Here is a 21364-nt window from a genome sequence, read left to right on the forward strand (position 1 = left end):
CGCAGCGGCCATCAGGGAATGAGAAACTGAGTCTTCGCTGCTCTCCGCCCAACTTTGCAACAGCACCAACCTATTCCTGGGCGCCTATTCAGTCCCGCTGTGGCCGGTGGTGAATAGGTGCCCTGGAATAGGTACCTGGAAAATCGCGGCTAGGCCTGGCCCTCGAAGAGGGTGGTCACGGAGCCGTTCTCGAAGATCTCGTGGATCGTGCGCGCCAGCAGCGGCGCGATGGAGAGAACGGTGAGTTTGCTCCAGCCCTCCGTGGACTGCGGCAGGGTGTCGGTCGTGATGACTTCCTCCGCGCCGCAGCTGGAAAGGCGCTCGCGGGCCGGGTCGGAGAAGACGCCGTGGGTGGTGGCGATGACCACAGAACGGGCGCCGGCGTCCTTGAGCACGCCGACCGCGCCGGCGATGGTGCCGCCGGTGTCGATCATGTCGTCGAGCAGCACGCAGTCCTTGCCGTCGACGTCGCCGACGACGCGGTTGGAGACGACCTTGTTCGCGGCGTCGATGTCGCGGGTCTTGTGCACGAACGCCATCGGTGCGTCGCCGAGCGTGTTGGCCCACTTCTCAGCGGTCTTCACACGGCCGGCGTCGGGGGAGACCACAACGAGGTTGTCCAGCGGGTACTTGGACTTGATGTAGTCCGTCAGGATCGGCATCGCGTGCATGTGGTCGACCGGGCCATCGAAGAAGCCCTGGATCTGGTCCGTGTGCAGGTCGACAGACACGATGCGGTCCGCGCCAGCGGCGGTGAGCAGGTCCGCGACGAGGCGGGCGGAAATCGGCTCGCGGCCGCGGTGCTTTTTGTCCTGGCGGGCGTACGGGTAGAACGGCAGGATCGCGGTGATGCGCTTGGCGGAGCCGCGCTTCAAAGCGTCGATCATGATGAGCTGTTCCATCAGCCACTTGTTCAACGGCTGGGTGTGGGACTGCATGACAAAACAGTCGGCGCCGCGGACGGATTCGTCGAAGCGGATGAAGATCTCGCCGTTGGCGAAGTCGCGTGCGGTGGTGGGCACGAGGTCGATGCCCAGTTCCTCGGCGACCTTCTCGGCCAGGTCCGGGTGTGCCCGGCCGGTGAAGACCTTGAGGTCCTTGTGGCTTTCGACTTTCTTACCGGTCATTGGTGGTGTCACCTTTCAGTTCACTCTCGCGTGCGCGCTGGGCGGCATTGGCCGCTGCCGTTCCGGGGCGGCTCTTCTCCACCCAGCCTTCGATGTTGCGCTGGTGTCCTTCCTTGACGGCCAGGGCGCCGGCGGGCACATCTTCAGTCACTACTGTACCCGCGCCGGTGTATGCCCCATCGCCGACGGTGACGGGGGCGACGAACATGGTGTCGGAGCCGGTGCGGCAGTGATCGCCGATGGTGGTGTGGTGCTTGTTCACGCCGTCGTAGTTCACGAAGACGCTGGATGCGCCGATATTGGATTCGCGGCCGACGGTGGCGTCGCCGATGTATGTCAGGTGGGGCACCTTGGAGCCGTCGCCGATCTCGGCGTTCTTCGCCTCGACGAAGCCACCGAGCTTTCCGCGGGCGCCCAGCTTGGTGCCGGGGCGGATGTAGGTGAAGGGCCCGACGGTTGCCTCAGCGCCGACGACACCGAGCTCGCCGTGGGTGCGCACAACGGAGGCGCGTTCGCCGACCTCGAAGTCGGTCAGGGTGGTGTCGGGGCCCACGACAGCGCCGTCACCGATGACGGTGGAACCCCACAGCTGGGTGTTCGGGTGGATGACCACGTCCTGGCCGATCTCCACGTCGACGCCGATCCAGGTGGTGTCCGGGTCGACGACGGTGGCGCCGCCGCGCATGGCTTTCTCGACGAGGCGGCGGTTGAGCTCCTTGCCGGCAGCGGCGAGCTGGACGCGGTCGTTGACACCGGCGAGCTCGCGGGCGTCGGGGGCAGTGAACGCGGTGACCGTGCGGCCGTCGCCGACCGCGATGCCGAGCACATCGGTGATGTACAGCTCGCCCTGCGCGTTGTCGGAGTTGATGCGGGTCAGCGCCTCGCGCAGCACGGCGCCGTTGAACGCGAACACGCCGGAGTTGACCTCGGTGACGGCGCGCTGTTCGTCGTTGGCGTCTTTTTCCTCGACGATTTCGCGCACGTTGCCGTCAGAGTCGCGGATGATGCGCCCGTAGCCCGTCGGGTCCTCGAATTCCAGCGACAGCACGGTCACAGCGGCATCAGCGCTTTCATGCTTATCGACGAGCGCCTCCAGCGTCCCCGTTTGCAGCAGCGGCACATCGCCGTTGGTGACCACGACGGTGCCGTCGAAATCCGGGATGGCCCCGAGGCCGATTTGCACTGCGTGGCCCGTGCCGTTCTGCTCCTCCTGGACGGCCTGGAGGATCGAGACCTGCATCTCCTCCGCGATCGCGTCCACAGCGGGGGAGACCTGGTCGCGCTGGTGGCCGACGACTGCCACGAGGTGCGCGGGAGAGAGTCCACCCGCCGCGTGTAGCGAGTGGGACAGGAGACTGCGCCCGCCGATTTCGTGGAGCGTTTTCTGCGTCGTCGACTTCATGCGGGTTCCGGCGCCGGCCGCCAGGACGACGACGGCGCACTCGGAATGGGTTGCCACGCTTGGGTTCTCCTTAAAGATTCCGGGATTTTTCCGTGGACCAGCTTAACGCCTTATTCGGCCCCGGCAGAGACATCTCGGAGATTCCACGCCCCGATGACACCGATATAGCCGATGACCGCGAGGAAGATCAGCGCCGCCTGTGTGCCGAAGGCGGCGACGACCGAGGACACAGCGCCCACCACGAGGAGCATGACACCCATGACGGTGTTGGACACACCGGTGATCAGGGTGCGGTTATCGCCGGTGGCCATGTCCACTAGGTAGGTCTTGCGGCTCACGCGCACTGTCGTGTGCGCGAGGTTGACCAGGAAGAAGCCCGCCGGCATGACCCAGGCATTGACATCGGCGGAAAGAAACCGTGCGCTGAGCACGAGCAGGATCAGCACCGTCGAGGCCGCGCCAGCCGCCCAGCCCATTGCCGCCTTGGAGGATTTGTCGGACCACTTGCCGGACACGCGGCCGCCGAGCAGCGCCGCACCGCCGGAGGCGATGATGAAGGCGCCGAGCCCCGTCAGGTCGGAGCCCTGCTCCTGGCCGAGCACCACAATGAACGGCGTTGACAGTGCGGTGACCAGCATCAGCGAGCGCACCACCAGGAATTTCTGCAGGTCCTTGTCGCCCGTGACCAGCGACCACATCTCTTTGAAGCCGTGGGTGGCGGCGTTATCGTCTGTTTCAGATTCCGGTTCCTTGATGCCGGAGAAGACCAGCGAGGCGAATGCCCACGTCGACGCGCCAACGCCGAGCAGCAGCACGAGGATCCAGCGCGGCAGGTCATTCGGCAGGAAGGTCAGCGCCAAACCGACCGCCAGGGTGAACCCGCCGCCGAGAGCTGTCGCGCGGCCGGTGATGTCGCCGCGGTGCCCCTTGGAGATGGTGCGTCCTTGCACGTCCTTGCCCGCGATCGAGCAGATGGCGCGGAAGCACGCCTGGATGCCGAGCAGCACCAGAACAGCGATGCCGAGCGCCGCGCCATTCAGGAACATCGCCGCCACAGCGATGAGCGCGGCGGCGATGAACTGCCCCCAAGAGCCGATCAGCCACACCCGCTTGCGGGAGGCTGCCGAGGTCACCCACGGGCTCAGGGCGAATTGGGGGAGCATGGAGCCGGATTCGCGGATCGGTACCAGAAACGACGTGAAGCCAGCGGGAACGCCCGCGGCGGTGAACAGCCACGGCAGCACAGTTTTCGGGGCGACCACCTGGTCACCGATGTTTTGCAGGCCATTCGACCAGATGAAACGGCGCGCGTTGTGCTCTTCATGCGGCATGGGGGAAGACATAACTCGGATAGTAGGGTCGAATCTGTACACCAGCGAACTGAGAGGCAGTGAACGCTCAATGACCGGCGCGACAGGTTCGACACGACCGTTGCCGATCCAGCCGCTGTACGAAGGAACGCTCGACGGCGATGTCCGCCGCTTCGAGCTCACCGCGCAGGAAGACGAGTATGAGATCCTGCTGACCTTGGCGTACATGTACCACTGCCACATGCTCAACCACGGGACCACGGAATGATGGGGCAGCAGCTGAATTTGAGTTCCGAAAAGTAGAAACGGAGAACACACAGTGCAACGGGAATTTGGGCGACGGACCTTCTTCAAAGGCATGCTCCTCGCCACCGCGGCGACAGCTACCGCGTGCGCGGGTCCGGGCGGGGTCCGTTTCCGACAGGCGGCTCCCGAGGGTGCGAGGGAAGATTACCGCGACCTGCCCGTTCCCGAGCTCTTCGAAGGCGAACTTGAGGGGAACACACGTACTTTCGAGCTGACCGCGCAGACCGGCCAGGCGGAGATTCTCCCGGGGACAATGACCGACACATGGGGCTTCAACGGCGCATGGCTCGGCCCGACGCTGTACATGCGCCGCGGCGAGCACATCGAGATGACAGTGCGTAACGACGTCACCGAGCCCACCGTGGTCCACTGGCACGGCCTCCACCTGCCTGCGGCCGCCGACGGCGGCCCAGCGCTCATGTTCGACCCCGGCGAAACCTGGGAGCCGTCCTGGGATGTGGACCAGCCGGCAGCGACGTGCTGGTACCACCCGCACCCGCACAATGTCTCCGGCCTGCACGCCTACCGCGGTCTCGCCGGCGGGCTTATCGTCGCCGACGAGGAATCCGACGCACTCGACCTGCCGCACGAGTACGGTGTCGACGACATCCCCGTGATCATCACCGACGCGAAATTCCACGCCGGCGGCAGGCTCGACGAGACCTTGGACCCCGACTACGGGCTGCTGGGGGACACGCCGGTGATCAACGGCATCACCAAACCGCAGTTCACCGCGACCACGCGCCGGGTGCGCCTGCGCTTGGTCAACGGCGCCACCATGCGCTTCCACCAATTGGTCGTGGGCAAGCCCTTCCACGTCATCGCCACCGACCAGGGCCTGCTCGGCGAACCCGTCGAGACGGACGCGATCCTGCTCAGCCCCGGCGAGCGGGCCGAGATCCTCGTCGACCTCGAGCCCGGCGAGGAGCTCATGCTGCGCAGCGATGGTGTCCCCGATGGCGGCGGCCTGCCCAAGGAGGACACTGCCAACGGATTCGGTCTCCGCGACACCTTCGACCTGCTCAAGATCACCGGGCCCGACGAGAACGCCCCGGAGGTGGGGGAGGTGCCGGGGGCGCTGGTGGACGTCGATAAGCCTGATGCTTCTGGCGCGCCCGAGCGCGAGTTCGCACTGAACGGATTCGAGATCAACGGCCAGACAATGGACATGGAGCGCGTCGATGTGGTCATCGACCACGACGGCCCGGAGATCTGGCGGGTGTCCAACGAGAACGCCGACTGGCCGCACAACTTCCACATCCACAATGCGCGGTTCATGGTCGAATCCGTCGACGGCGGCGACGTGGCGTTCACCGCCGGCTGGCACGACACGATCTATATCCCGCCAATGTCGACTGTGACCCTGCTCGTCGAATTCGGGCACTACCCGGACCCGACGCTGGCGTACATGTACCACTGCCACATGCTCTACCACGAGGACCAGGGCATGATGGGGCAGTACGTCATCGTCGACCCCGGTAAGCAGCCGGCGCTCGGCGATCGTGCGTGAAGGTGATCCCGATTTCGTTCAACCCCCCGCCGCGGCCGGGCGGCCACTGGATCTGGCCTTCGTAGTTGTCAATGAACTCGTTCGTGACGGCGGACGGGTCGCCGGATCCTGCTCTTGCTTGGTCGCGGCCGTCTCTTTCTTCGCCTCGGAAGCGGCGTCCGAATCATGGCCGCGCGCGGCGAACACAGCGGGCGCCACCATAGTGCCCAGGACGAGAAGCGGGACGATCAGGATGGCCAGGGGGTCTTGTTGCGGTTCGTCATGGCTACTCGCAAATGATCAGATTGTCGGTGAATTCTTCGGGCGCGCCCATTTCCCGGAGCTTATCCGGATCGTGGCACTGGTGGCGGGTCTCCTTGGTTCTTTCGTCCCTTTGGAGTACTTCCCATTCCCCGTCGACAAAGTGGAAGTCTCCGACATAGTCCGAGCCGGTCAACCCCGCCGAGGCCCATGTTCCGTCGCAGTAGATGACTGTTGTGGTGTTTTCCTCCCAGTCATCCACTAACGCCGCGAATTCAGACGGGTCGCACGAGCCTTTCGCCTCGGCCGCAGTGTCGGCGTCGCCGCCGGTGAAGTCGCGGTAGAAGTCCAGGACGGGGCCGGAGCGTGCGATGCCGATTTCGCCGTCAATGGTGCCCCATTCGCTGTGGCGGAAGTCCAAAGAGCCGGTGAGTTTTCCGTCGGCGGATGTGTATTCGGCGGTGCCGCCACCCATATCGCCTGAGATGAAGTGCCAGGTTCCGCCGCTTTCACAATCGCCGACGGTGATGTTTTCGACACGGTTGTTGGGGTCAGTGCTATCGATAGTGCCGTAGCAGCCACGTCCGGGGTAGGTCACGGTGTGGGTCTCTCCATCGGAGGAGATACGGAAGATGACCTCGTCGGAGATATTCTTCGACGGGTCGTCGGCGTGGACCAACTCGATGGGCCCGGTGCTGCGCGCGGAGTACCCGGAAAATTCGATCCCGTCGGGTTCGGCGCCGGCGACTTCGGGGTTGATGCCGACCTCGCCGGAGGTCTCCTCCGGGTCGGTTTGGGGGAGTTCGGCGGAGGCTGTAGCACCGTCGGAGGTGGTGTAGGAGACGTCCATGGCGTCGTTCTCGCCAGGTTCGAAGGTCCACTCGACGCCGCTGTCGCCAGCGTCGACGTCCTCGCCGTGAACGATGTCCTCACGGTAGGTGTACTCGTCGGTCCGTGTCAGGATGGAGTGGCGCTTCAAGGTGGGGGAGGTCAGTTCGCCGGTCTCGCCGCCGTCGTGGAAACGAACGACGAGGACGACGGGGACGGGGTCGGCGGCGTCGATAAGCCCTTCTGCTTGATCGATGGTGCCGCTGTAGCGCGTCTCGTTGTACGGCTGGGCGATGTCGTTGCTGGAGCCGAACAGGCCACTGCGCACGGCGATCGTGCCGCCGATCGCCGCGAGGACGAGAAGCAGCACGACCAGAACTGCGAGGAGAATCTTATTCGTCTTCGTCACAGGTTCAGCGTAGCTGGCACACACGTTGCGAACATGGAGACAGAGGGGAATTCGATTCGCGCGGGCCATGCGGTAAGCTGTGGACCGTCTTTCCCCATGGTGTAATTGGCAACACTACGGTTTTTGGTACCGTCATTCTAGGTTCGAGTCCTGGTGGGGAAGCTTTTTTATCGCCCGGACTACGCTTTACCCAGGGGGTTCGATGGCTGACCAGCCGCAGAATGTTCCGATGCTTGCCGGGGTGCTCACCCAGGCCATGACCGACCCGAAGTTGAAGGGTCTGCGCAAAAGGGTGGGGGAGCCGTCGCTGCATGTCACAGGTATCGACCAGGTGCGACTGTGGGCGACGGCGACGATCGCGCGCGAGACCCCCGTGCTGCTCGTCACGGCGACAGGGCACGAGGCGGAGGACCTTGCGGCGGAGCTCGGCGCGCTCCTCGGCGCCGAGAAAGTCGCGCTCATGCCGGCGTACGAGACGCTGCCGCACGAGCGCCTGTCGCCCGCCGCGGACATCGTGGGCCGCCGCAACAAGGTGCTGCACGATCTCGCGGGCATGTCCGTGGTGGTCGCATCCGCGCGCGCAACGTGCCAGCCGGTGCTGCCCGCGGTCGAACCGGTCGTGATCGAGCACGGCGAGGAGTACGACTTCGAGGAGCTCACCGCTTCGCTTGCGAGCTTCGCGTACGACCACGTGGACATGGTGTCCGGCCGCGGAGAATTCGCCACGCGCGGCGGCATCATCGACGTGTTCCCGACCACGGCCGAGCACCCCGTCCGCATCGAATTCTGGGGCGACGAGGTCACGGACCTGCGCACATTCGCCGTCGCCGACCAGCGCACGATCGACGACATCGCGCGCGTCGAGCTTCATCCCGCGCGCCAATTGCTTATCGACGACGCCGTCCAGTCCGCCGCCGCCTCCCTTGCCGAGGTTCACCCCGGCAACCGGACTCTGGTGGAGCTGCTCACCCGGATTTCCGACGGCTCCTACGCCGATGGCATGGAGGCGCTCGTTCCGGCGCTGACGAAATCGTCCTATTCCGTGCTGCCGGAGCTGATGCCGGCTGGCTCCGTGGTTTTGGTGACCTCGCCGGAGAAGGTCCGCACCCGCATTTCCGACCTGCAGGCCACCGATCACGAATTTCTCGAGGCCGGCTGGGAAGCCGCGGCAATGGGTGCCGACGGTCCCGTCGCCGCCGAGGGCCTGGATGTGTCCGCGAGCTCGTACCGCTCCTTCGAGTCCCTCGAGGTGTCCGCGCGCGAGGCGGGCAACGCCTGGTGGACGTTCGCACCGCCCGGCATGTTCGCCGCGGAGGAAGACGATTCGGCGACTCTGCCGCTCGAATTCGAGCCTGCGCCCGCGCCGAAGGGCGACCCGAAGCAAATCGAGGCGCTGTACGGACAGGTGAAAATGCATTTGCAGAACGGCGGCCGCGCCGCCTTCGCCGCGCCTGCCAAGGGCACCGTCGACCGCATGGCGGAGCGCCTGCGCGAGAACGGCATCTCCGCGCGCGTGGCTACCCCGGGTCTCGAGCCCGTGGATGGCCAGGTCACTCTCTACCAGGCGCTGTCGCACGCCGGCCTGACATTTCCCGGACCCGGCCTCGTCGTATTCACCGAGACCGACGTGACCGGCAACCGCGTGGGCGATATCGCCGGCGCCAAGCGCCGCGCTCCGCGCCGCCGCAACCGCGTCGACCCGCTGGCATTGAAGCCCGGCGACTACGTCGTGCACGACACCCACGGCATCGGCCGTTTCGTGAAGATGGCCGAGCGCACCATCGGCACCGGCGACGATTCCTCGCGCCGCGAGTACATCGTCCTCGAATACCAGCCGGCCAAGCGCGGCCAGCCCGCCGACCAGCTGTGGGTGCCCATGGAATCGCTCGACCTGCTCAGCAAATACTCCGGCGGCGAGCAGCCGAGCCTGTCCAAGATGGGCGGCTCCGACTGGAAGAACACCAAGAAGAAGGCGCGCGCAGCGGTCCGCGAGATCGCCGGCGAGCTCGTGCAGCTCTACGCCAAGCGCGCGTCCGCCCCTGGCCACGCCTTCGCGGAGGACTCGCCGTGGCAGATCGAAATGGAGGACAATTTCCCCTTCGTCGAGACAGAAGACCAGATGGCCGCCATCGAGGCAGTCAAGACCGACATGGAAAAGCCAACGCCGATGGACCGAGTGATCGTCGGCGATGTCGGCTTCGGCAAGACCGAGGTCGCCGTGCGCGCCGCGTTCAAGGCTGTCCAGGACGGCAAACAGGTCGCCGTTCTCGTGCCCACCACGCTGCTCGCGCAGCAGCACTTCTCCACGTTCACCCAGCGCATGGACGGCTTCGGTGTCGAGATCCGCGAATTGAGCCGCTTCACCAGCGCCGTCGACGCGAAGAAGATCATGGCTGGGCTTGCCGACGGCTCCGTCGACATCGTCGTCGGCACCCACCGCCTCCTGCAGACCGGCGTGCAGTGGAAGAACCTGGGCCTCATCGTCGTCGACGAGGAGCAGCGCTTCGGTGTCGAGCACAAGGAGCACATCAAGGCGCTCAAATCGCACGTCGATGTGCTCACCATGACCGCCACCCCGATCCCGCGCACTCTCGAAATGTCCCTGACCGGCATCCGCGAGATGACCTCGATCACGACCCCGCCGGAGGACCGCCACCCGGTGCTCACCTACGTGGGGCCGCAGGAAGACAAGCAGGTCGCCGCCTCAATCCGCCGTGAGCTGCTTCGCGACGGACAAGTCTTCTACATCCACAACAAAGTCTCCGACATTGAGAAGACTGCCCGCCACCTGCGCACCCTCGTCCCTGAGGCGCGCATCGTCGTCGCCCACGGCCAGATGGGGGAGCAGCTGCTCGAGCAGACGGTGCAGGGCTTCTGGAACCGCGATTTCGACGTGCTTGTGTGCACCACCATCGTGGAGACTGGCCTGGACATCGCCAACGCCAACACCCTGATCGTCGAGAACGCCCAGAACATGGGCTTGAGCCAGCTCCACCAGCTGCGTGGACGCGTCGGCCGTTCCCGCGAGCGCGGCTACGCCTACTTCCTGTACCCGAAGGACAAGGTGCTCACCGAGACTTCCTACGACCGTCTGGCCACCATCGCCCAGAACAACGATCTCGGCGCTGGTATTGCCGTCGCGCAGAGGGACCTGGAGATGCGCGGCGCAGGCAACGTCCTCGGTGCGGAGCAGTCCGGCCACATCGCGGGCGTCGGATTCGACATGTATGTCCGCCTCGTCGGTGAGGCGGTGGAGACCTACAAGGCGCTCATGTCCGGCGAGGTCGTCGACGCCACCGACCAAGGCCCGAAGGAGATCCGCATTGACCTGCCCGTCGACGCCCACATCCCCGAGTCCTACATCAACTCCGAGCGCCTCCGCCTGGAGAGCTACCGGAAGCTCGCCGCCGCCCGCGACGACGCCGAACTCGCCCACGTCTCCGACGAGCTCGTCGACCGCTTCGGCGAGATGCCCGAGGAGGTCCAGCGCCTGTTCGCCGTCGCACGCCTGCGCCACCAGGCGCGCCGCGCCGGCGTCGCCGACATCACCATGCAGGGCACCCGCCTCAAATTCCACCCGGTGGACATGCCCGACTCCAAGCAGGTGCGCCTCAAGCGCCTCCACCCGGGATCCAATTACCGCGCCGCCGCCAAGGCCGTCCAGGTGCCGTTCCCGCGCGAAGGCGGAGCCAAGAAGGCACTCAACGCGCCCAACCTGCGTGATGAGGAGCTGCTGCAGTGGATCGCGGATTTCTTGAGCGGGATGTTCGACGTGGAGGAGATCGACGTGCGGGGAGCGGGCGCAGATAAGCCTGCGAAAAAGCGCGTCTTTTCCGTCAGCGAGTAGTTGTCCACGGTGTGGGCAACGTCTCTGCCCGTAGTTTCATTTACAAGCTACGGGGGCAAAAGGACGGTTCTTCAGTTAAAAATAATGCAGCGCCTGTAATCTCTCGGACATGTATGTGCTGTGCGTAGCGCCTGTTCGAGAAAATGAGCTCTACTCAGTGGAGAATCGAAATATTCTCTTCGGAGTGAACTCCACTACCGGATTTGTGAGTAGGAACCAAGAAAATTCCAATTTAACGTTTGCGTCTCGCGCTTCGGTTGTGGTCTCGCAGCGTGTGGTTAGGACTCTGGGAAGTAAATTTAGTTCTTTCGAAGTCAAGAGAGTGGATCGCTACGACCACTACGGGATGGCATTTCTCGTAGGGTGGCTGAAAGTCACTTCCCCAAGCAAATTATCGCCTGCAAATATTGCTCACTTCGAAGAAGAGACGACGGATTTTTTCAATCTGGTGAGCACCATGTACCTGGGCGAGAGAAGCGTTCGATGGGTGAATAGGACTCTCCTTTTAGAAGAAGAAGAGTCTTGTCCGCATATGTGGTTCCAGGATGACCGTCGTCAGATTGCCGAACTGGTTGATGGAAGCACATTCCACGGTGCATGGGGGAACAACCTCTATGAGAACTCTTCCGGTTCTGGCCAGGCTAAGATAATGCACCCAATTCTCCATGCACAGTACATCTGGTGTTTCCTCGCTGATGTCGAGAGCGCCTCAATCTCGTACCTGGCTCTGCTGCATTCCACCACCGCCATTAAGAGTGACCTTCTGCATGGCGTGATTTCTCTTCATTATGAGCTCGCTATGGTTTCGTTTATGAGAGAACGGACTAGAATTGAGGATCGACCCGATTTTAGAGCTGTGGTGGACGCGATTTTGGAGTCCTGGAACTTCGGCGAAGTTCTGCGGGGCGTAGACAGAAGGCTCGAACGACTGGAGCATATTGCCGGTGGTCGTTCAGAGCTACTCCAGCGTGAGCAAAGTAGGAGGATGGACTGGATACTTTTCGTCCTCGCAGGCACGACGCTGATTTCCCTCTGCCTTGATTTTATCCAGACTGCTTACTCCGAAACCCAGGACGGTGCGCGCCCTGAAGGCTGGATAATGCGATTCTTTCTCGAGACAGGGGCATCGTCAATCGTCATGGTCTCGGCCTTAATCACACTGTTGCTGGTTTTTTCCCTCTTAGGTTTTTCATCGTGGAGTAGGCGTACTTGGAAGGGTACAAACGATGTTTCGCGTTTCTGATGTATCACAGTGGGTACTTTCCGGTCATTTGGGCACACGCTTGACTGAAAAACGGGAAGTTATTGAACAACAGAGGGAACAGGTTGATCGGTATCTCGAAACAGGAGGAGTCGCCTATGGTTTCACAACGCTCTTTGGACATTTAGACGCCTTCGCAACGAGTCCCAGCGCACTACTTCTCGAAGGACATACGGTCGGAAGACCAAGCCCAATAACTCAGGATCTATTCAGATCCATTCTTGCAGTCAAGCTCTGCCAACTGTCGAATGGCGGATCTGGGATTTCGCCTGAAACTTTCGATCTCTTGATAGAAACCTTTCAGACCCCCCCGACTAACGTGGAAATTGATTTGGAGGCCTCGTACGGCTGTGGAGATGTCGTACCTGGCGCATGGTTGGCAAAATCGCTTTTCGAAAGTGAACCAGATCTACGCGCAGGGGATCTAATGTGCCTAATGAATGGCTCGTATTTTGGTGCTGGAGTCGCTCTTCATACTAACTCTGAAATGCGTGATCTATTCGAAGAAGCTTGGGAGACGCTCAACGCGGCTAGGGAAACCGCTCTTGCCGTTCAAGGAGATTCGACAGTTCAATTGCCGGTCTCCTTGAGAGACCTCCAACCTCTTCGAATCGTGATCGACAGGGCGGAAAAGAATCTTCAGATAGCTTTAGAACACAGCCTTAACGCTAACAGTGGAAACCCGTTGTTCGAGTTTGAGAGAGGAACCGCGAAGCCGGTTAGTAATTCAAGCTTTCTCGACTTTCAGCTCTCGTTGTCTTTGAATGAGACTACAGAGACCTGCAAGGTGGTTTCGTCGTACCTAGTTGGTGCTACTCGATGGTTAGATCATTTAGCTGAGGCCACTCTCGCGGACGAGGCGAAACCACTTTCGGTTCAATTTCCCAAAATTTCCAAAGCCTACCACGACACAATTGTGGCATCTTCGGGCAATGCGAGCTACGCGCAAGCTGAGTCGCGTGACATAGAAGACGTTTCCGACAGTTCTTTAATTCGTGCCCTTAAGTTGAAGCGTTTTTTGGGTCTTCTTTCCCACCAGATCGGCTTTTTGACATCTATCCTTAAGCTCTTGGAAAATTGAGGGCAACGACTCGAGAATCCTTAACCGGATAGGAATAGTGGCATGACCAACAACATTGTCGTGCTCCACGTCAGGTGCACGGCGATGGGGGAGTAGAGACGTCCGCTCCGTGAAGCCTCGTAGAAGCACACCGCGCCGAGCACGCCCGCCGCGAAAACGAGCAACGGCACGCCCATCGCGACGGTGACAGCGCAGTAGATCAGCGTGGACACGACCCCCACACCGAGCTCTGTGAACCGTCCCCGAAGTTGTCTGGGCACCGCGTCGCGGTAGATGAGCTCCTCGCCGATGCCGTTGATCACGAGCACCGCGAGCGTGGGCGCCAGGCCACCTTGATCCGGGGTGTCCAGCAATTGCGCGACGGGTCCCGCCAGGAACGGAATTCGCGCGACCACGAGGGCACCGGCGACGAACACCACCGCCAGCGCCGCGCCGAGCAGGACACCGCGGAGAATTTGGGGCGCAACACTGGGCCCGGAAAACGCGTCGCGCGAGCCCCAGAACCACCAGCCCGCGGCGTAGACGCAGGCGGTGAACACGGTGAAGGCGTAAAAGCCGACGGAACCATCGCCGGCCTGCCGCGCGGCGAACAACCCCAGCGCGCCCACCACGCACGGCAGCAGGAACCACCAGGAAGAAGTCGTTGATGTCTGAGTCATGTGCCCCCACCGGTGAGCAATCGGCGATCGATTATTCCCGCACGAGTATAGGGTGGGGGCCATGCGAGATGGGCAGCAGAAACGCACAGCGCTCGTGACAGGGGCGACAGGGTACGTGGGGGGAAACGTCGTGAAGCAATTGCTTGACGACGGCTGGCGTGTCCGCATCCTCTGCCGCAGCTCCGCCAAAGCAAGGAAGCGCTCTTGGGGAGACGAGGTAGAGATCGTCGGAGGCGACGCGACTGAGAGGAGCGATGTCGCGCGGGCGCTAAAGGGCGCGGACTGCGCCTGGTATCTGCTCCACTCCATGGACAGCGGCTCCGGATTCGCCGATGCCGAAGCCGAGATGGCCAGGCAGTTTGGCGAGGTCGCTGCCGAGCAGGGTGTCGGCCGCATCGTGTACCTCGGCGGCCTGCACCCGACCGATTCTTCCGGTGTGTCCGAGCACCTCGCCTCGCGCGTGAAGGTAGGGGAGATGCTCATGGGGTCCGGGGTTCCGACTGCCGCGCTGCAAGCCGGCGTGGTCATCGGCAGCGGGTCCCTGTCCTTCCAATTGCTGCGCCACATCACCGAGCGTGCCCCCACGTTCATCGCACCCGACTGGATCCGAAACGAAATCACCCCGATCAGCGAACGCGATATCGTCCACTACCTGGTCAAAGCGGCTGACCTCCCGGCCGATGTGAACAGGTCCTTCGACGTCGGCGGACCCGAGACCATGCCGTATGTGGACATGATGGAGCGCTACGCACAGGCTGTCGGCCTGCACCGTCGTCCGTACTTCACCGCGCCGATCATGACGCGCCGCATGGCTTCTGCGGGGCTGTCCTTTCTCACCTCGTTGTCGGACGACGAGATCCTGCCCATCTTCGAAAGCGTCTCCGTCGACACCGTGGTGAAAGAACGCGACCTCGAAGAACTCGTGGGCACGCCAGCCGGCGGCAACCAGAGTTTTGCCGAAGCTGTACGGGTCGCCGCACGGGATACCGCACCCGGCGCTTACGGTGAGGTCGCCACCACGTTCCACGTCATCGCCGCTCTCTGGTCGCTGTGGGCGCCCGGACGTGCATGGTGGTTGCCGCTCAACCTCACCCAGGCGGTGACGATGGTCCCCACAGTCGCCGACATCAACGAGCGCGACGATTCCCAGGCCCTCGAGGCCACTCTCGGCTTCGGCCCCTTCTCCGCGCCCGCCTCCCAGACTGCTTTCGCCACCGCCCTCAATCTCGACTTCAACTGGATCGCCCGCCGCTGGCCCAATAAGTGGACCCGCGGAGCGTGGCTACTCTCGTCGCTGGACTTGGCACGCCGGGTGTACAAGGAAAAGCCGCTGCGCGTGCTCGGTCTCGTGCCCTATATCGCGGCGCAATTCCTGATGGTTCGTCCCACGCGGCGGTGACCGCACCGCGTCCATGGAACACCGTTGTCAGGGTTCCGTGGGCGGTGCCGTACACTCATTGACCGTTACGCCCCTATAGCCCAATTGGCAGAGGCAGTCGACTTAAAATCGATTCAGTCAGGGTTCGAGTCCCTGTGGGGGCACTATTTCTTTCAGCGTGCGGGGTCAATGACATGGACGGCCAGTGGCGCTGTCGTGAGGCGGTACGCGCCGGGGGCGGTGTCGAGGACCGCCAGGAATTCGTGGCGCAGCGCCCGGTCGACGCTCACCGACAAGTGCGGGCCGGGATCAGGATCGTCGCCGTATTCGACGCCGGGGGAGTCGGCGGGAACGAACCGTGCCCACGCGTCATCGCCGACGACAGCGAAGGGGCGTTCGTACCCCAGCCGCCACGTCATTGCGCGGAGCAGGTGCGGGGCGGCGTGGGTGGTCAGGTCGATGCGCCCCGATTCGTCGACCGCGAAATAGCTCGAGGCCACCGCCGCGACGGAGGAACCGTCCCTCTCGGTGAGGGAGGTCAGGGGTCGGGCGAAGGAGGCGTCGTTAAGCAATGAAGGGCGATCAAGCCGACCGAGGCCGAGTGGCAGCGTCTCCCCGAGCAAACCTGCGAATTTGAGCGGGTCCCAGCGCAGGGCCGCATCGAGCTCGTCCGCGGTGACGGGCACCGCGTCGATAAAACTCAGCCGGCCCGTCGGCGCGCTGAGCGGCGGAACAAGCGGCTCGTTGACGAAGATGAAGCCAGACAACGACGCACCCTCCGCGACCGGCGCGCGTAGATCCATGTAATGGCCCGGCTCGATCGGGTTGCCCGACGCGCGTCGGTAGCGCGCAATGCGCCGCAGCTTATCCACGGCCCACCGTGCCGGCGCACCCACCGCCGGCGTGCGCAGCGTCATCTCGTCCTGCACCCCCGCGACGGGCGCCGACGAACGTGTGCTCGACAACCCGTACGTCACGAACAAATAATGAGGCACCGGCTCCTCGAAGCGGTAGACGAGCACCGCGATATCGTCCGTGAACGTCAACTCCCCGTGGACTTCTACCGGCGAGTGGCCTGAGAATTCTTCGAGGTGCTCGAGCAGGTAGTCGCCGCCCGTCGGCTTCGCCGCGCGCCCGAGAAAACCCCACCTTATGCCCATGCCCTCATACTATTTCGACGAGCGCGGGAACGAAACAGCGAGGTGATGCGTTGAACAGTATGATCGATGATCGGTTTGACCGCCGCTTGGAGATCGTTGAAAGCGGAAAGAGAAAGGAACTCCACAAGCGTGAAATCCAACAACCCAGTCCTGACGCGCCTCCCGCAGGCCCAGCAGAATGCCGGGTACGCCCAGCCCCAAGGCGGCTACCCGCAGCAATCCCCGTACGGCCAGACACAGTACGGCGACACCCCTAATTTCGGTTACGCCCAGCAGCAGGGCTACGGCCAGCCCGCCGAGCGCCCCATGACGGTCGACGACATCGTGTCCAAGACCGGTATCACCCTCGCCGTGATCGTCGCGTTCGCCGTGATCAACTTCGGCATCGGCATGTTCAATATGCCTGTCGCCATGGGCCTGACCTTCGTCGGCGCGATCGGTGGCTTCATCACCGTCCTCGTGCACTCCTTCGGCCGCAAGTACGGCTCCGCCGCAGTCACCTTGATCTACGCCGCGTTCGAGGGCTTGTTCGTCGGCGGCTTCTCCATGCTGGTCACAGGTTTGGCCAGTGACCCGGCCGCGGGCGCTTTTGCCGGCTCGCTGATTTTCCAGGCGGTCCTGGGCACCATTGGCGTCTTCGCCGGCATGCTCTTCGTCTACAAGACCGGCGCGATCCGCGTCACCCCGAAGTTCACGCGCATCATCACCGGCTGCATCATCGGCGTCGCCGTTCTCGCGCTGGGCAACTTGCTGCTGTTCATCTTCACCGGCATGTCCCCGCTCCGCGACGGCGGCCCGATCGCCATTGTTTTCTCCCTGGTCTGCATCGTCCTCGGTGCGCTGAGCTTCCTCACCGACTTCGACACAGCCGACAAGCTTGTCCGCACCGGCGCGCCCGCCAAGATGGCCTGGGGCGTCGCGCTCGGCCTGGCGGTCACCCTGGTCTGGCTCTACACCGAGATTCTCCGCCTGCTGTCCTACTTCAGGGATTAGCACTTAACTCCAGGCGGTTTCCGCGGCTCGCGCGTTGTGCGCGGGCCGCTTTCTGCATGCTTATCGACGCCTCCCGCAACCCTCCCTACCGCTCCCCTGTGGATAAGTCTGTTTGTGGGTGGGTTATCCACAGATTTTTAGGGGCTTCTTTTTCGGGGTTGTTGTTCTGTTTAGCGTGTGGGGCATGAGCGATTTTGACGCGTTTCTTGGATCACTTGGTAGCCCGATGGATGTCCTGGCTGGTTTTGACCGTCAGGCTGCTCGTGCTGCCGGCGTCAAGCCCACCTCGTATGTCGAGTGGGAGAAGGCCCACGAGGTCTACTTCGGTGCGACCCGGTTTCGCCGCCAGCAAGCTCACGCCGTGACCGTTGCTAGGCAGACGGGGAAGTCTCTGGATCAGATTCTGTTCATTGAGCAGCAAATGCGCGCTGTGTCCTCCGACCGGGAGACATGGAAACTCCGCCTGGCCCTGCTATCGGTGCGCGGCGACTACAAGACGCTGCAGCGCCGCGCCAAAGACATCATCCCCGACCCGGACGCCGATACACCCGCCGCGGAGTCCACGGTGCGGTTTGGCCGGACCCGGAAAGGCAAACGCACGGTCATCGCCACCGGTGAAGAACGCGACATCGCCGACCTGGAACACGCCCTGCGGAAGGGGCTCGACCCCAACCGGCCTGAGGGCCCGCAAATGTACGAAGCCTTCACGGAGCTGCTGCGCGGCGGTGCCGGTGTCGCGCAGGCTGTGCCGCGTCCGTTGATCCAGGTCCCGCTTTCCGAGCACACCAGGATCCTCGCCGGCGAGGGGGATGAGACGATCCTGGGGTTGTCGGACGGCACCACCATGACTGGTGCGGAGTATCTGACTCACTATTACTCGAAGGATTTGGAGGTGGCGTTGTTCCACCCGCAGGCGGGTGCGGTGAACCTGTACCACGCGAAGCGGTTCGCCAACGCCAAGCAACGCGATCTGGCGCGGGCGACGCTGACGACGTGTCCGGTGCCGGATTGTAGGCATGCGGCGGATAATTGCGAGGTCCACCACATCACACCGTGGGCGCGTGGCGGGCCGACGAACATGGACAACCTGTCGGTGTTGTGCAGGTACCACAACCGCACCAACGACGACGACCCCGACAGACACCACCGGGGTCGAATACACATGCGCAACGGCACCCCGACATGGGTCTCCCCGCGCGGAACACCAGTCCCGAACACCACCCACCAATACGGTGCCATGCACCTACTATTCGGAAAATAGCGAAACGGCCGCAGACACGGGCTGACCACGCGGGTCAGGAATGTCCACGGCCACTTCGGCGCGCGATTTTCACGGCGCAGCGTTCACGCCGCTGCGCTTACGGCTGCACGGGTGCGACTGCGGCTGTCTCGCCGGGCTCGACGACGGCGGTCTCAGCAGCATCGGTGGCGGCAGCGTCTGCGTCGGCCGGGTCGACGGCACCGGCGTCGACAGTGGACGTCTCGGTCGCCACCTCGGTGACGGTGGCGGTGCCGGTCGCGGTGGACTGGCCGGCGCTCGGAAGCGAGTCCGGGTTCTGGCTAGTCGCGGTATCGACCTTCTGATCCGAATCGTTCTGGTTCGGCGGGGTGCACGCGGTCACGACGAGGGCGGTGGTGGCTGCGACAGCGAGGGCGGCAACTTTGCGGGAAATGCGGGTAGTCACTGCGGAGTCCTTATCAGTTTCAATCAATGGGGGTGCCTCCCCGGGGAGCGCCGGGGAGGCGAAGCATGTAGCGGGCGCGGTCACTGCGCGCGCGGCGTCTTGGCCTTAACCGAATCATACGGGTTCGCGGATTCGATGGTGACGGAAATCTCGCGGCCGTTGGGGGCGGTGTAGGTGCGGGTTTCGCCTTCGGTGGCGCCGAGGACGGCAGCACCGAGGGGAGACTGCTCGGAGTAAGTCTCGAGGTCCTTGTTGTCGGTGGACGCGGCGCGGGTGCCGATGAGGAATGTCTCCTTATCGTCCTTGTCGCCGTTGTAGTAGACGTGGACGACGGAGCCGACGACAGCCATGCCGTCGACCACACCGGCGCGCTCGGTGGTGGAGTTGGCCAGCAGCTCGGAGATCTGCTTGATGCGGGCTTCTTCCTGGTCCTGCTGCTCGCGGGCGGCGTCGTAGCCTGCGTTCTCCTTGAGGTCGCCCTCTTCGCGGCGCTCGTTGATTTCGGCGGCGATCACCGGACGGTTGTCGATGAGCTGCTGCAGCTCGGCCTCGAGCTTGGCCTTCATTTCCGGGGTGATGTACTGCTGCTGCTTGTCAGCCATGGAGTTCGGACCCTCGTTTCCTCACGGTCGGTTGGTTATTCGTTCGGATATTAACATGAGCATCGCTTATCGACGCCCCCTACCTCGCCTCCACGAACTCCGTATCAGCGTCAAGGAATGACGGGATCGTGGTGGAGCATCCGTACACGCCTCCCGAGACGGGCAGGTCGCGGACGGGGATGTCGACGTACATGCGCGTCAGCTCCTCGCCGCCGGCGGGCAGCACCACGTCGCGGCGGCCGATCTCTGCGTGCTCGTAATTCAATGAGGTGATGATGCAGTAGCCGGGAACAGCAGGGTCGTTGCGGGAAACGTCGATCCAGACGCGGGAGGTGGAGTCGTCGATACGCTCGTGCGAGATGAGGCTCGCTGTGATTGGTTGCGCGCGGTTCTGCATGATGTAGCGGGCCGTGAAACCGACGATGAGCACGACGAACAGGACGCTGACGATGGCGACGATGCGTCCCGCAGTGATGGTCGGCGCGGCCTTTTTGGGGGCGCCGCCGTAGCGGGCGCGGGTGCCGTCCGCGGGCGTAGCGGACGGGGAATCGGGCTCAGCCACAGAGGGTTCTCTTTCTGATGAGGTGAGGTACTAAACTTGTCTCGCGATCAACCTTAACCCCAAGTAGAGGTGGAACACTAAGTGACGGGATACCGTTTGCTGGCCATTCACGCGCACCCGGACGACGAGTCCAGCAAGGGCGCGGCGACGATGGCGAAATACGCCCACGAGGGCAACCGCGTCAAGGTGCTGACCTGCACCGGCGGGCAGCGCGGCGACATTCTCAACCCGGCGATGGACCGGCCGGGGGTCATCGAGCGGATGACGGAAATCCGCCGCGAGGAAATGGCAGCCGCGGCCGCCGCGCTGGGCGTCGAGCACGAGTGGCTCGGCTACGAGGACTCCGGCCTGCCGGAAGGCGACCCGCTACCGCCGCTGCCGGAGGGCAGCTTCGCGCTCGAGAACCCGGTCGAGGTCGCGAAAGTGCTGGTGGGCAAGATCCGCGAATTCCGCCCGCACGTGATCATCACGTACGACGAGAACGGCGGCTACCCGCACCCGGACCACATCATGGTCCACAAGGTCTCGATGATCGCGTGGGAGGAAGCCGGCAACCCGGACTTCGCGCCGGAGCTCGGCGAGCCGTGGACGCCGCTCAAGCTGTACTACAGCCACGGCTTCGTCGCGCAACGCATGCGCCTCCTCCACGACCGGCTTGTCGACGAAGGCAAGCCCAGCCCCTACGAGCCCATGCTCTCACGCTGGGAGGAAAACGCCTCCGACATCATGCAGCGCGTGACTACGCAGGTGGAGTGCAGCGACTTCTTCAGCAACCGTGCCGAGGCGCTCACCGCCCACGCCACCCAGATCGACCCGGCTGGCGCGTTCTTGGCCAGCCCCGTCGAAGTGCAGAAGGAAGTCTGGCCGACCGAGGAATTCGAATTGGCCCAGACACGCGTGCAGACGTCGCTGCCGGAAACGGATCTGTTCGCGGGAATCGACGCAGCCGCAGCCGACGCTGAACCAGACGCCACCCGCGCGACCGGAAACGAGGGAGAGTGACC

Annotated in this window: 18 protein-coding genes and 1 tRNA gene; 10 read left to right on the forward strand and 9 right to left on the reverse strand. The window is 63.5% G+C overall.

The features are described from left to right. Positions 1-149 precede the first annotated feature (149 nt). From CAPP_RS03780 to CAPP_RS03790, 3 genes are read right to left on the reverse strand one after another with little or no spacing between them, the layout of a single operon-like run. The gene (locus CAPP_RS03780; RefSeq protein WP_076599334.1) at positions 150-1127 is read right to left on the reverse strand and encodes a ribose-phosphate diphosphokinase; all 978 of its coding nucleotides are present in this window, start codon (positions 1125-1127) and stop codon (positions 150-152) included. Continuing rightward, positions 1117-2586: a bifunctional UDP-N-acetylglucosamine diphosphorylase/glucosamine-1-phosphate N-acetyltransferase GlmU gene (gene glmU, locus CAPP_RS03785; RefSeq protein ID WP_076599335.1), complete on the reverse strand. Its 1470-nt coding sequence runs from the start codon at positions 2584-2586 to the stop codon at positions 1117-1119. The genes CAPP_RS03780 and glmU overlap by 11 nt, the downstream gene beginning before the upstream one ends. 53 nt (positions 2587-2639) lie before the next feature. Further along, the gene (locus tag CAPP_RS03790; RefSeq protein ID WP_076599336.1) at positions 2640-3872 is read right to left on the reverse strand and encodes an MFS transporter; all 1233 of its coding nucleotides are present in this window, start codon (positions 3870-3872) and stop codon (positions 2640-2642) included. 58 nt (positions 3873-3930) lie between these two features. Here CAPP_RS03790 and CAPP_RS03795 point away from each other — a divergent pair, with 58 nt between their 5' ends. Together CAPP_RS03795 and CAPP_RS03800 are read left to right on the forward strand one after the other, a co-directional pair. Then, complete coding sequence (locus CAPP_RS03795; RefSeq protein ID WP_159437737.1) at positions 3931-4107, forward strand: hypothetical protein; 177 nt, start codon at positions 3931-3933, stop codon at positions 4105-4107. A 90-nt stretch (positions 4108-4197) separates the two neighbouring features. Beyond that, the gene (locus CAPP_RS03800) at positions 4198-5655 is read left to right on the forward strand and encodes a multicopper oxidase family protein (RefSeq protein ID WP_076599337.1); all 1458 of its coding nucleotides are present in this window, start codon (positions 4198-4200) and stop codon (positions 5653-5655) included. A 265-nt stretch (positions 5656-5920) separates the two neighbouring features. Here CAPP_RS03800 and CAPP_RS03805 read toward each other — a convergent pair whose 3' ends face one another. After that, positions 5921-7132, reverse strand: coding sequence for a hypothetical protein (locus CAPP_RS03805; protein ID WP_076599338.1), 1212 nt, complete (start codon positions 7130-7132; stop codon positions 5921-5923). A gap of 202 nt (positions 7133-7334) precedes the next feature. Between CAPP_RS03805 and mfd the strand changes: the two genes are divergently transcribed. The 3 genes from mfd (at position 7335) to CAPP_RS03820 (ending at position 13321) form a co-directional block, all read left to right on the forward strand. Continuing rightward, on the forward strand, positions 7335-10979 hold the full coding sequence (gene mfd, locus CAPP_RS03810) for a transcription-repair coupling factor (RefSeq protein WP_234958858.1): 3645 nt from the start codon (positions 7335-7337) through the stop codon (positions 10977-10979). Between the two features lie 322 nt (positions 10980-11301). Beyond that, positions 11302-12222 (forward strand): hypothetical protein, encoded by a 921-nt coding sequence (locus CAPP_RS03815; protein WP_143313882.1) that lies wholly within the window; start codon positions 11302-11304, stop codon positions 12220-12222. Next, complete coding sequence (locus CAPP_RS03820; protein WP_084560592.1) at positions 12206-13321, forward strand: aromatic amino acid lyase; 1116 nt, start codon at positions 12206-12208, stop codon at positions 13319-13321. Before CAPP_RS03815 ends, CAPP_RS03820 begins: the two co-directional genes overlap by 17 nt. Positions 13322-13341: 20 nt before the next feature. Here CAPP_RS03820 and CAPP_RS03825 read toward each other — a convergent pair whose 3' ends face one another. Next, entirely contained in the window at positions 13342-13980 is a 639-nt protein-coding gene (locus CAPP_RS03825; protein WP_076599341.1) for a CPBP family intramembrane glutamic endopeptidase, read from the reverse strand. A gap of 61 nt (positions 13981-14041) precedes the next feature. On the opposite strand from CAPP_RS03825, the gene CAPP_RS03830 reads away from it, so the two are divergent. Both CAPP_RS03830 and CAPP_RS03835 read left to right on the forward strand, forming a co-directional pair. Next, positions 14042-15379, forward strand: coding sequence for an NmrA family NAD(P)-binding protein (locus CAPP_RS03830; protein ID WP_076599342.1), 1338 nt, complete (start codon positions 14042-14044; stop codon positions 15377-15379). 69 nt (positions 15380-15448) lie between these two features. Beyond that, positions 15449-15522 (forward strand) — tRNA-Leu (locus CAPP_RS03835). Between the two features lie 9 nt (positions 15523-15531). Here CAPP_RS03835 and CAPP_RS03840 read toward each other — a convergent pair. After that, entirely contained in the window at positions 15532-16518 is a 987-nt protein-coding gene (locus CAPP_RS03840) for a suppressor of fused domain protein (RefSeq protein ID WP_076599343.1), read from the reverse strand. A gap of 129 nt (positions 16519-16647) precedes the next feature. Here CAPP_RS03840 and CAPP_RS03845 point away from each other — a divergent pair, with 129 nt between their 5' ends. Together CAPP_RS03845 and CAPP_RS03850 are read left to right on the forward strand one after the other, a co-directional pair. Then, positions 16648-17511 carry a Bax inhibitor-1/YccA family protein gene (locus tag CAPP_RS03845; RefSeq protein WP_076599344.1) on the forward strand — a complete coding sequence of 288 codons (864 nt, stop codon included), beginning with the start codon at positions 16648-16650 and terminating at the stop codon, positions 17509-17511. A gap of 184 nt (positions 17512-17695) precedes the next feature. Next, positions 17696-18772, forward strand: a complete 1077-nt coding sequence (locus CAPP_RS03850) for an HNH endonuclease signature motif containing protein (protein WP_290173255.1) — start codon at positions 17696-17698, stop codon at positions 18770-18772. 97 nt (positions 18773-18869) lie between these two features. On the opposite strand, the gene CAPP_RS03855 is transcribed toward CAPP_RS03850, so the two are convergent. From CAPP_RS03855 to CAPP_RS03865, 3 genes are all read right to left on the reverse strand, one after another. Next, positions 18870-19196: a hypothetical protein gene (locus CAPP_RS03855; RefSeq protein ID WP_076599710.1), complete on the reverse strand. Its 327-nt coding sequence runs from the start codon at positions 19194-19196 to the stop codon at positions 18870-18872. Positions 19197-19276: 80 nt separating this feature from the next. Next, a complete protein-coding gene (gene greA, locus CAPP_RS03860; RefSeq protein WP_076599709.1) occupies positions 19277-19798 on the reverse strand; it encodes a transcription elongation factor GreA in 522 nt (173 codons plus the stop codon). A gap of 79 nt (positions 19799-19877) precedes the next feature. Further along, positions 19878-20360 carry a DUF4307 domain-containing protein gene (locus CAPP_RS03865; protein WP_076599708.1) on the reverse strand — a complete coding sequence of 161 codons (483 nt, stop codon included), beginning with the start codon at positions 20358-20360 and terminating at the stop codon, positions 19878-19880. Between the two features lie 81 nt (positions 20361-20441). Here CAPP_RS03865 and mca point away from each other — a divergent pair, with 81 nt between their 5' ends. Further along, on the forward strand, positions 20442-21362 hold the full coding sequence (gene mca / locus CAPP_RS03870) for a mycothiol conjugate amidase Mca (protein ID WP_076599707.1): 921 nt from the start codon (positions 20442-20444) through the stop codon (positions 21360-21362). Positions 21363-21364 lie beyond the last annotated feature (2 nt).

Source organism: Corynebacterium appendicis CIP 107643, from assembly GCF_030408415.1.
Classification (GTDB): domain Bacteria; phylum Actinomycetota; class Actinomycetes; order Mycobacteriales; family Mycobacteriaceae; genus Corynebacterium; species Corynebacterium appendicis.

What these genes read in the sequence shown, in the direction of transcription:
- CAPP_RS03795 (WP_159437737.1), top strand. Translation starts at nt 3,931, where the DNA reads ATGACCGGCGCGACAGGTTCGACACGACCGTTGCCGATCCAGCCGCTG.
- CAPP_RS03825 (WP_076599341.1), bottom strand. Translation starts at nt 13,980, where the DNA reads ATGACTCAGACATCAACGACTTCTTCCTGGTGGTTCCTGCTGCCGTGC.
- greA (WP_076599709.1), bottom strand. Translation starts at nt 19,798, where the DNA reads ATGGCTGACAAGCAGCAGCAGTACATCACCCCGGAAATGAAGGCCAAG.
- CAPP_RS03780 (WP_076599334.1), bottom strand. Translation starts at nt 1,127, where the DNA reads ATGACCGGTAAGAAAGTCGAAAGCCACAAGGACCTCAAGGTCTTCACC.
- CAPP_RS03790 (WP_076599336.1), bottom strand. Translation starts at nt 3,872, where the DNA reads ATGTCTTCCCCCATGCCGCATGAAGAGCACAACGCGCGCCGTTTCATC.
- CAPP_RS03820 (WP_084560592.1), top strand. Translation starts at nt 12,206, where the DNA reads ATGTTTCGCGTTTCTGATGTATCACAGTGGGTACTTTCCGGTCATTTG.
- CAPP_RS03830 (WP_076599342.1), top strand. Translation starts at nt 14,042, where the DNA reads ATGCGAGATGGGCAGCAGAAACGCACAGCGCTCGTGACAGGGGCGACA.
- CAPP_RS03850 (WP_290173255.1), top strand. Translation starts at nt 17,696, where the DNA reads ATGAGCGATTTTGACGCGTTTCTTGGATCACTTGGTAGCCCGATGGAT.
- CAPP_RS03800 (WP_076599337.1), top strand. Translation starts at nt 4,198, where the DNA reads ATGCTCCTCGCCACCGCGGCGACAGCTACCGCGTGCGCGGGTCCGGGC.
- CAPP_RS03840 (WP_076599343.1), bottom strand. Translation starts at nt 16,518, where the DNA reads ATGGGCATAAGGTGGGGTTTTCTCGGGCGCGCGGCGAAGCCGACGGGC.
- mfd (WP_234958858.1), top strand. Translation starts at nt 7,335, where the DNA reads ATGGCTGACCAGCCGCAGAATGTTCCGATGCTTGCCGGGGTGCTCACC.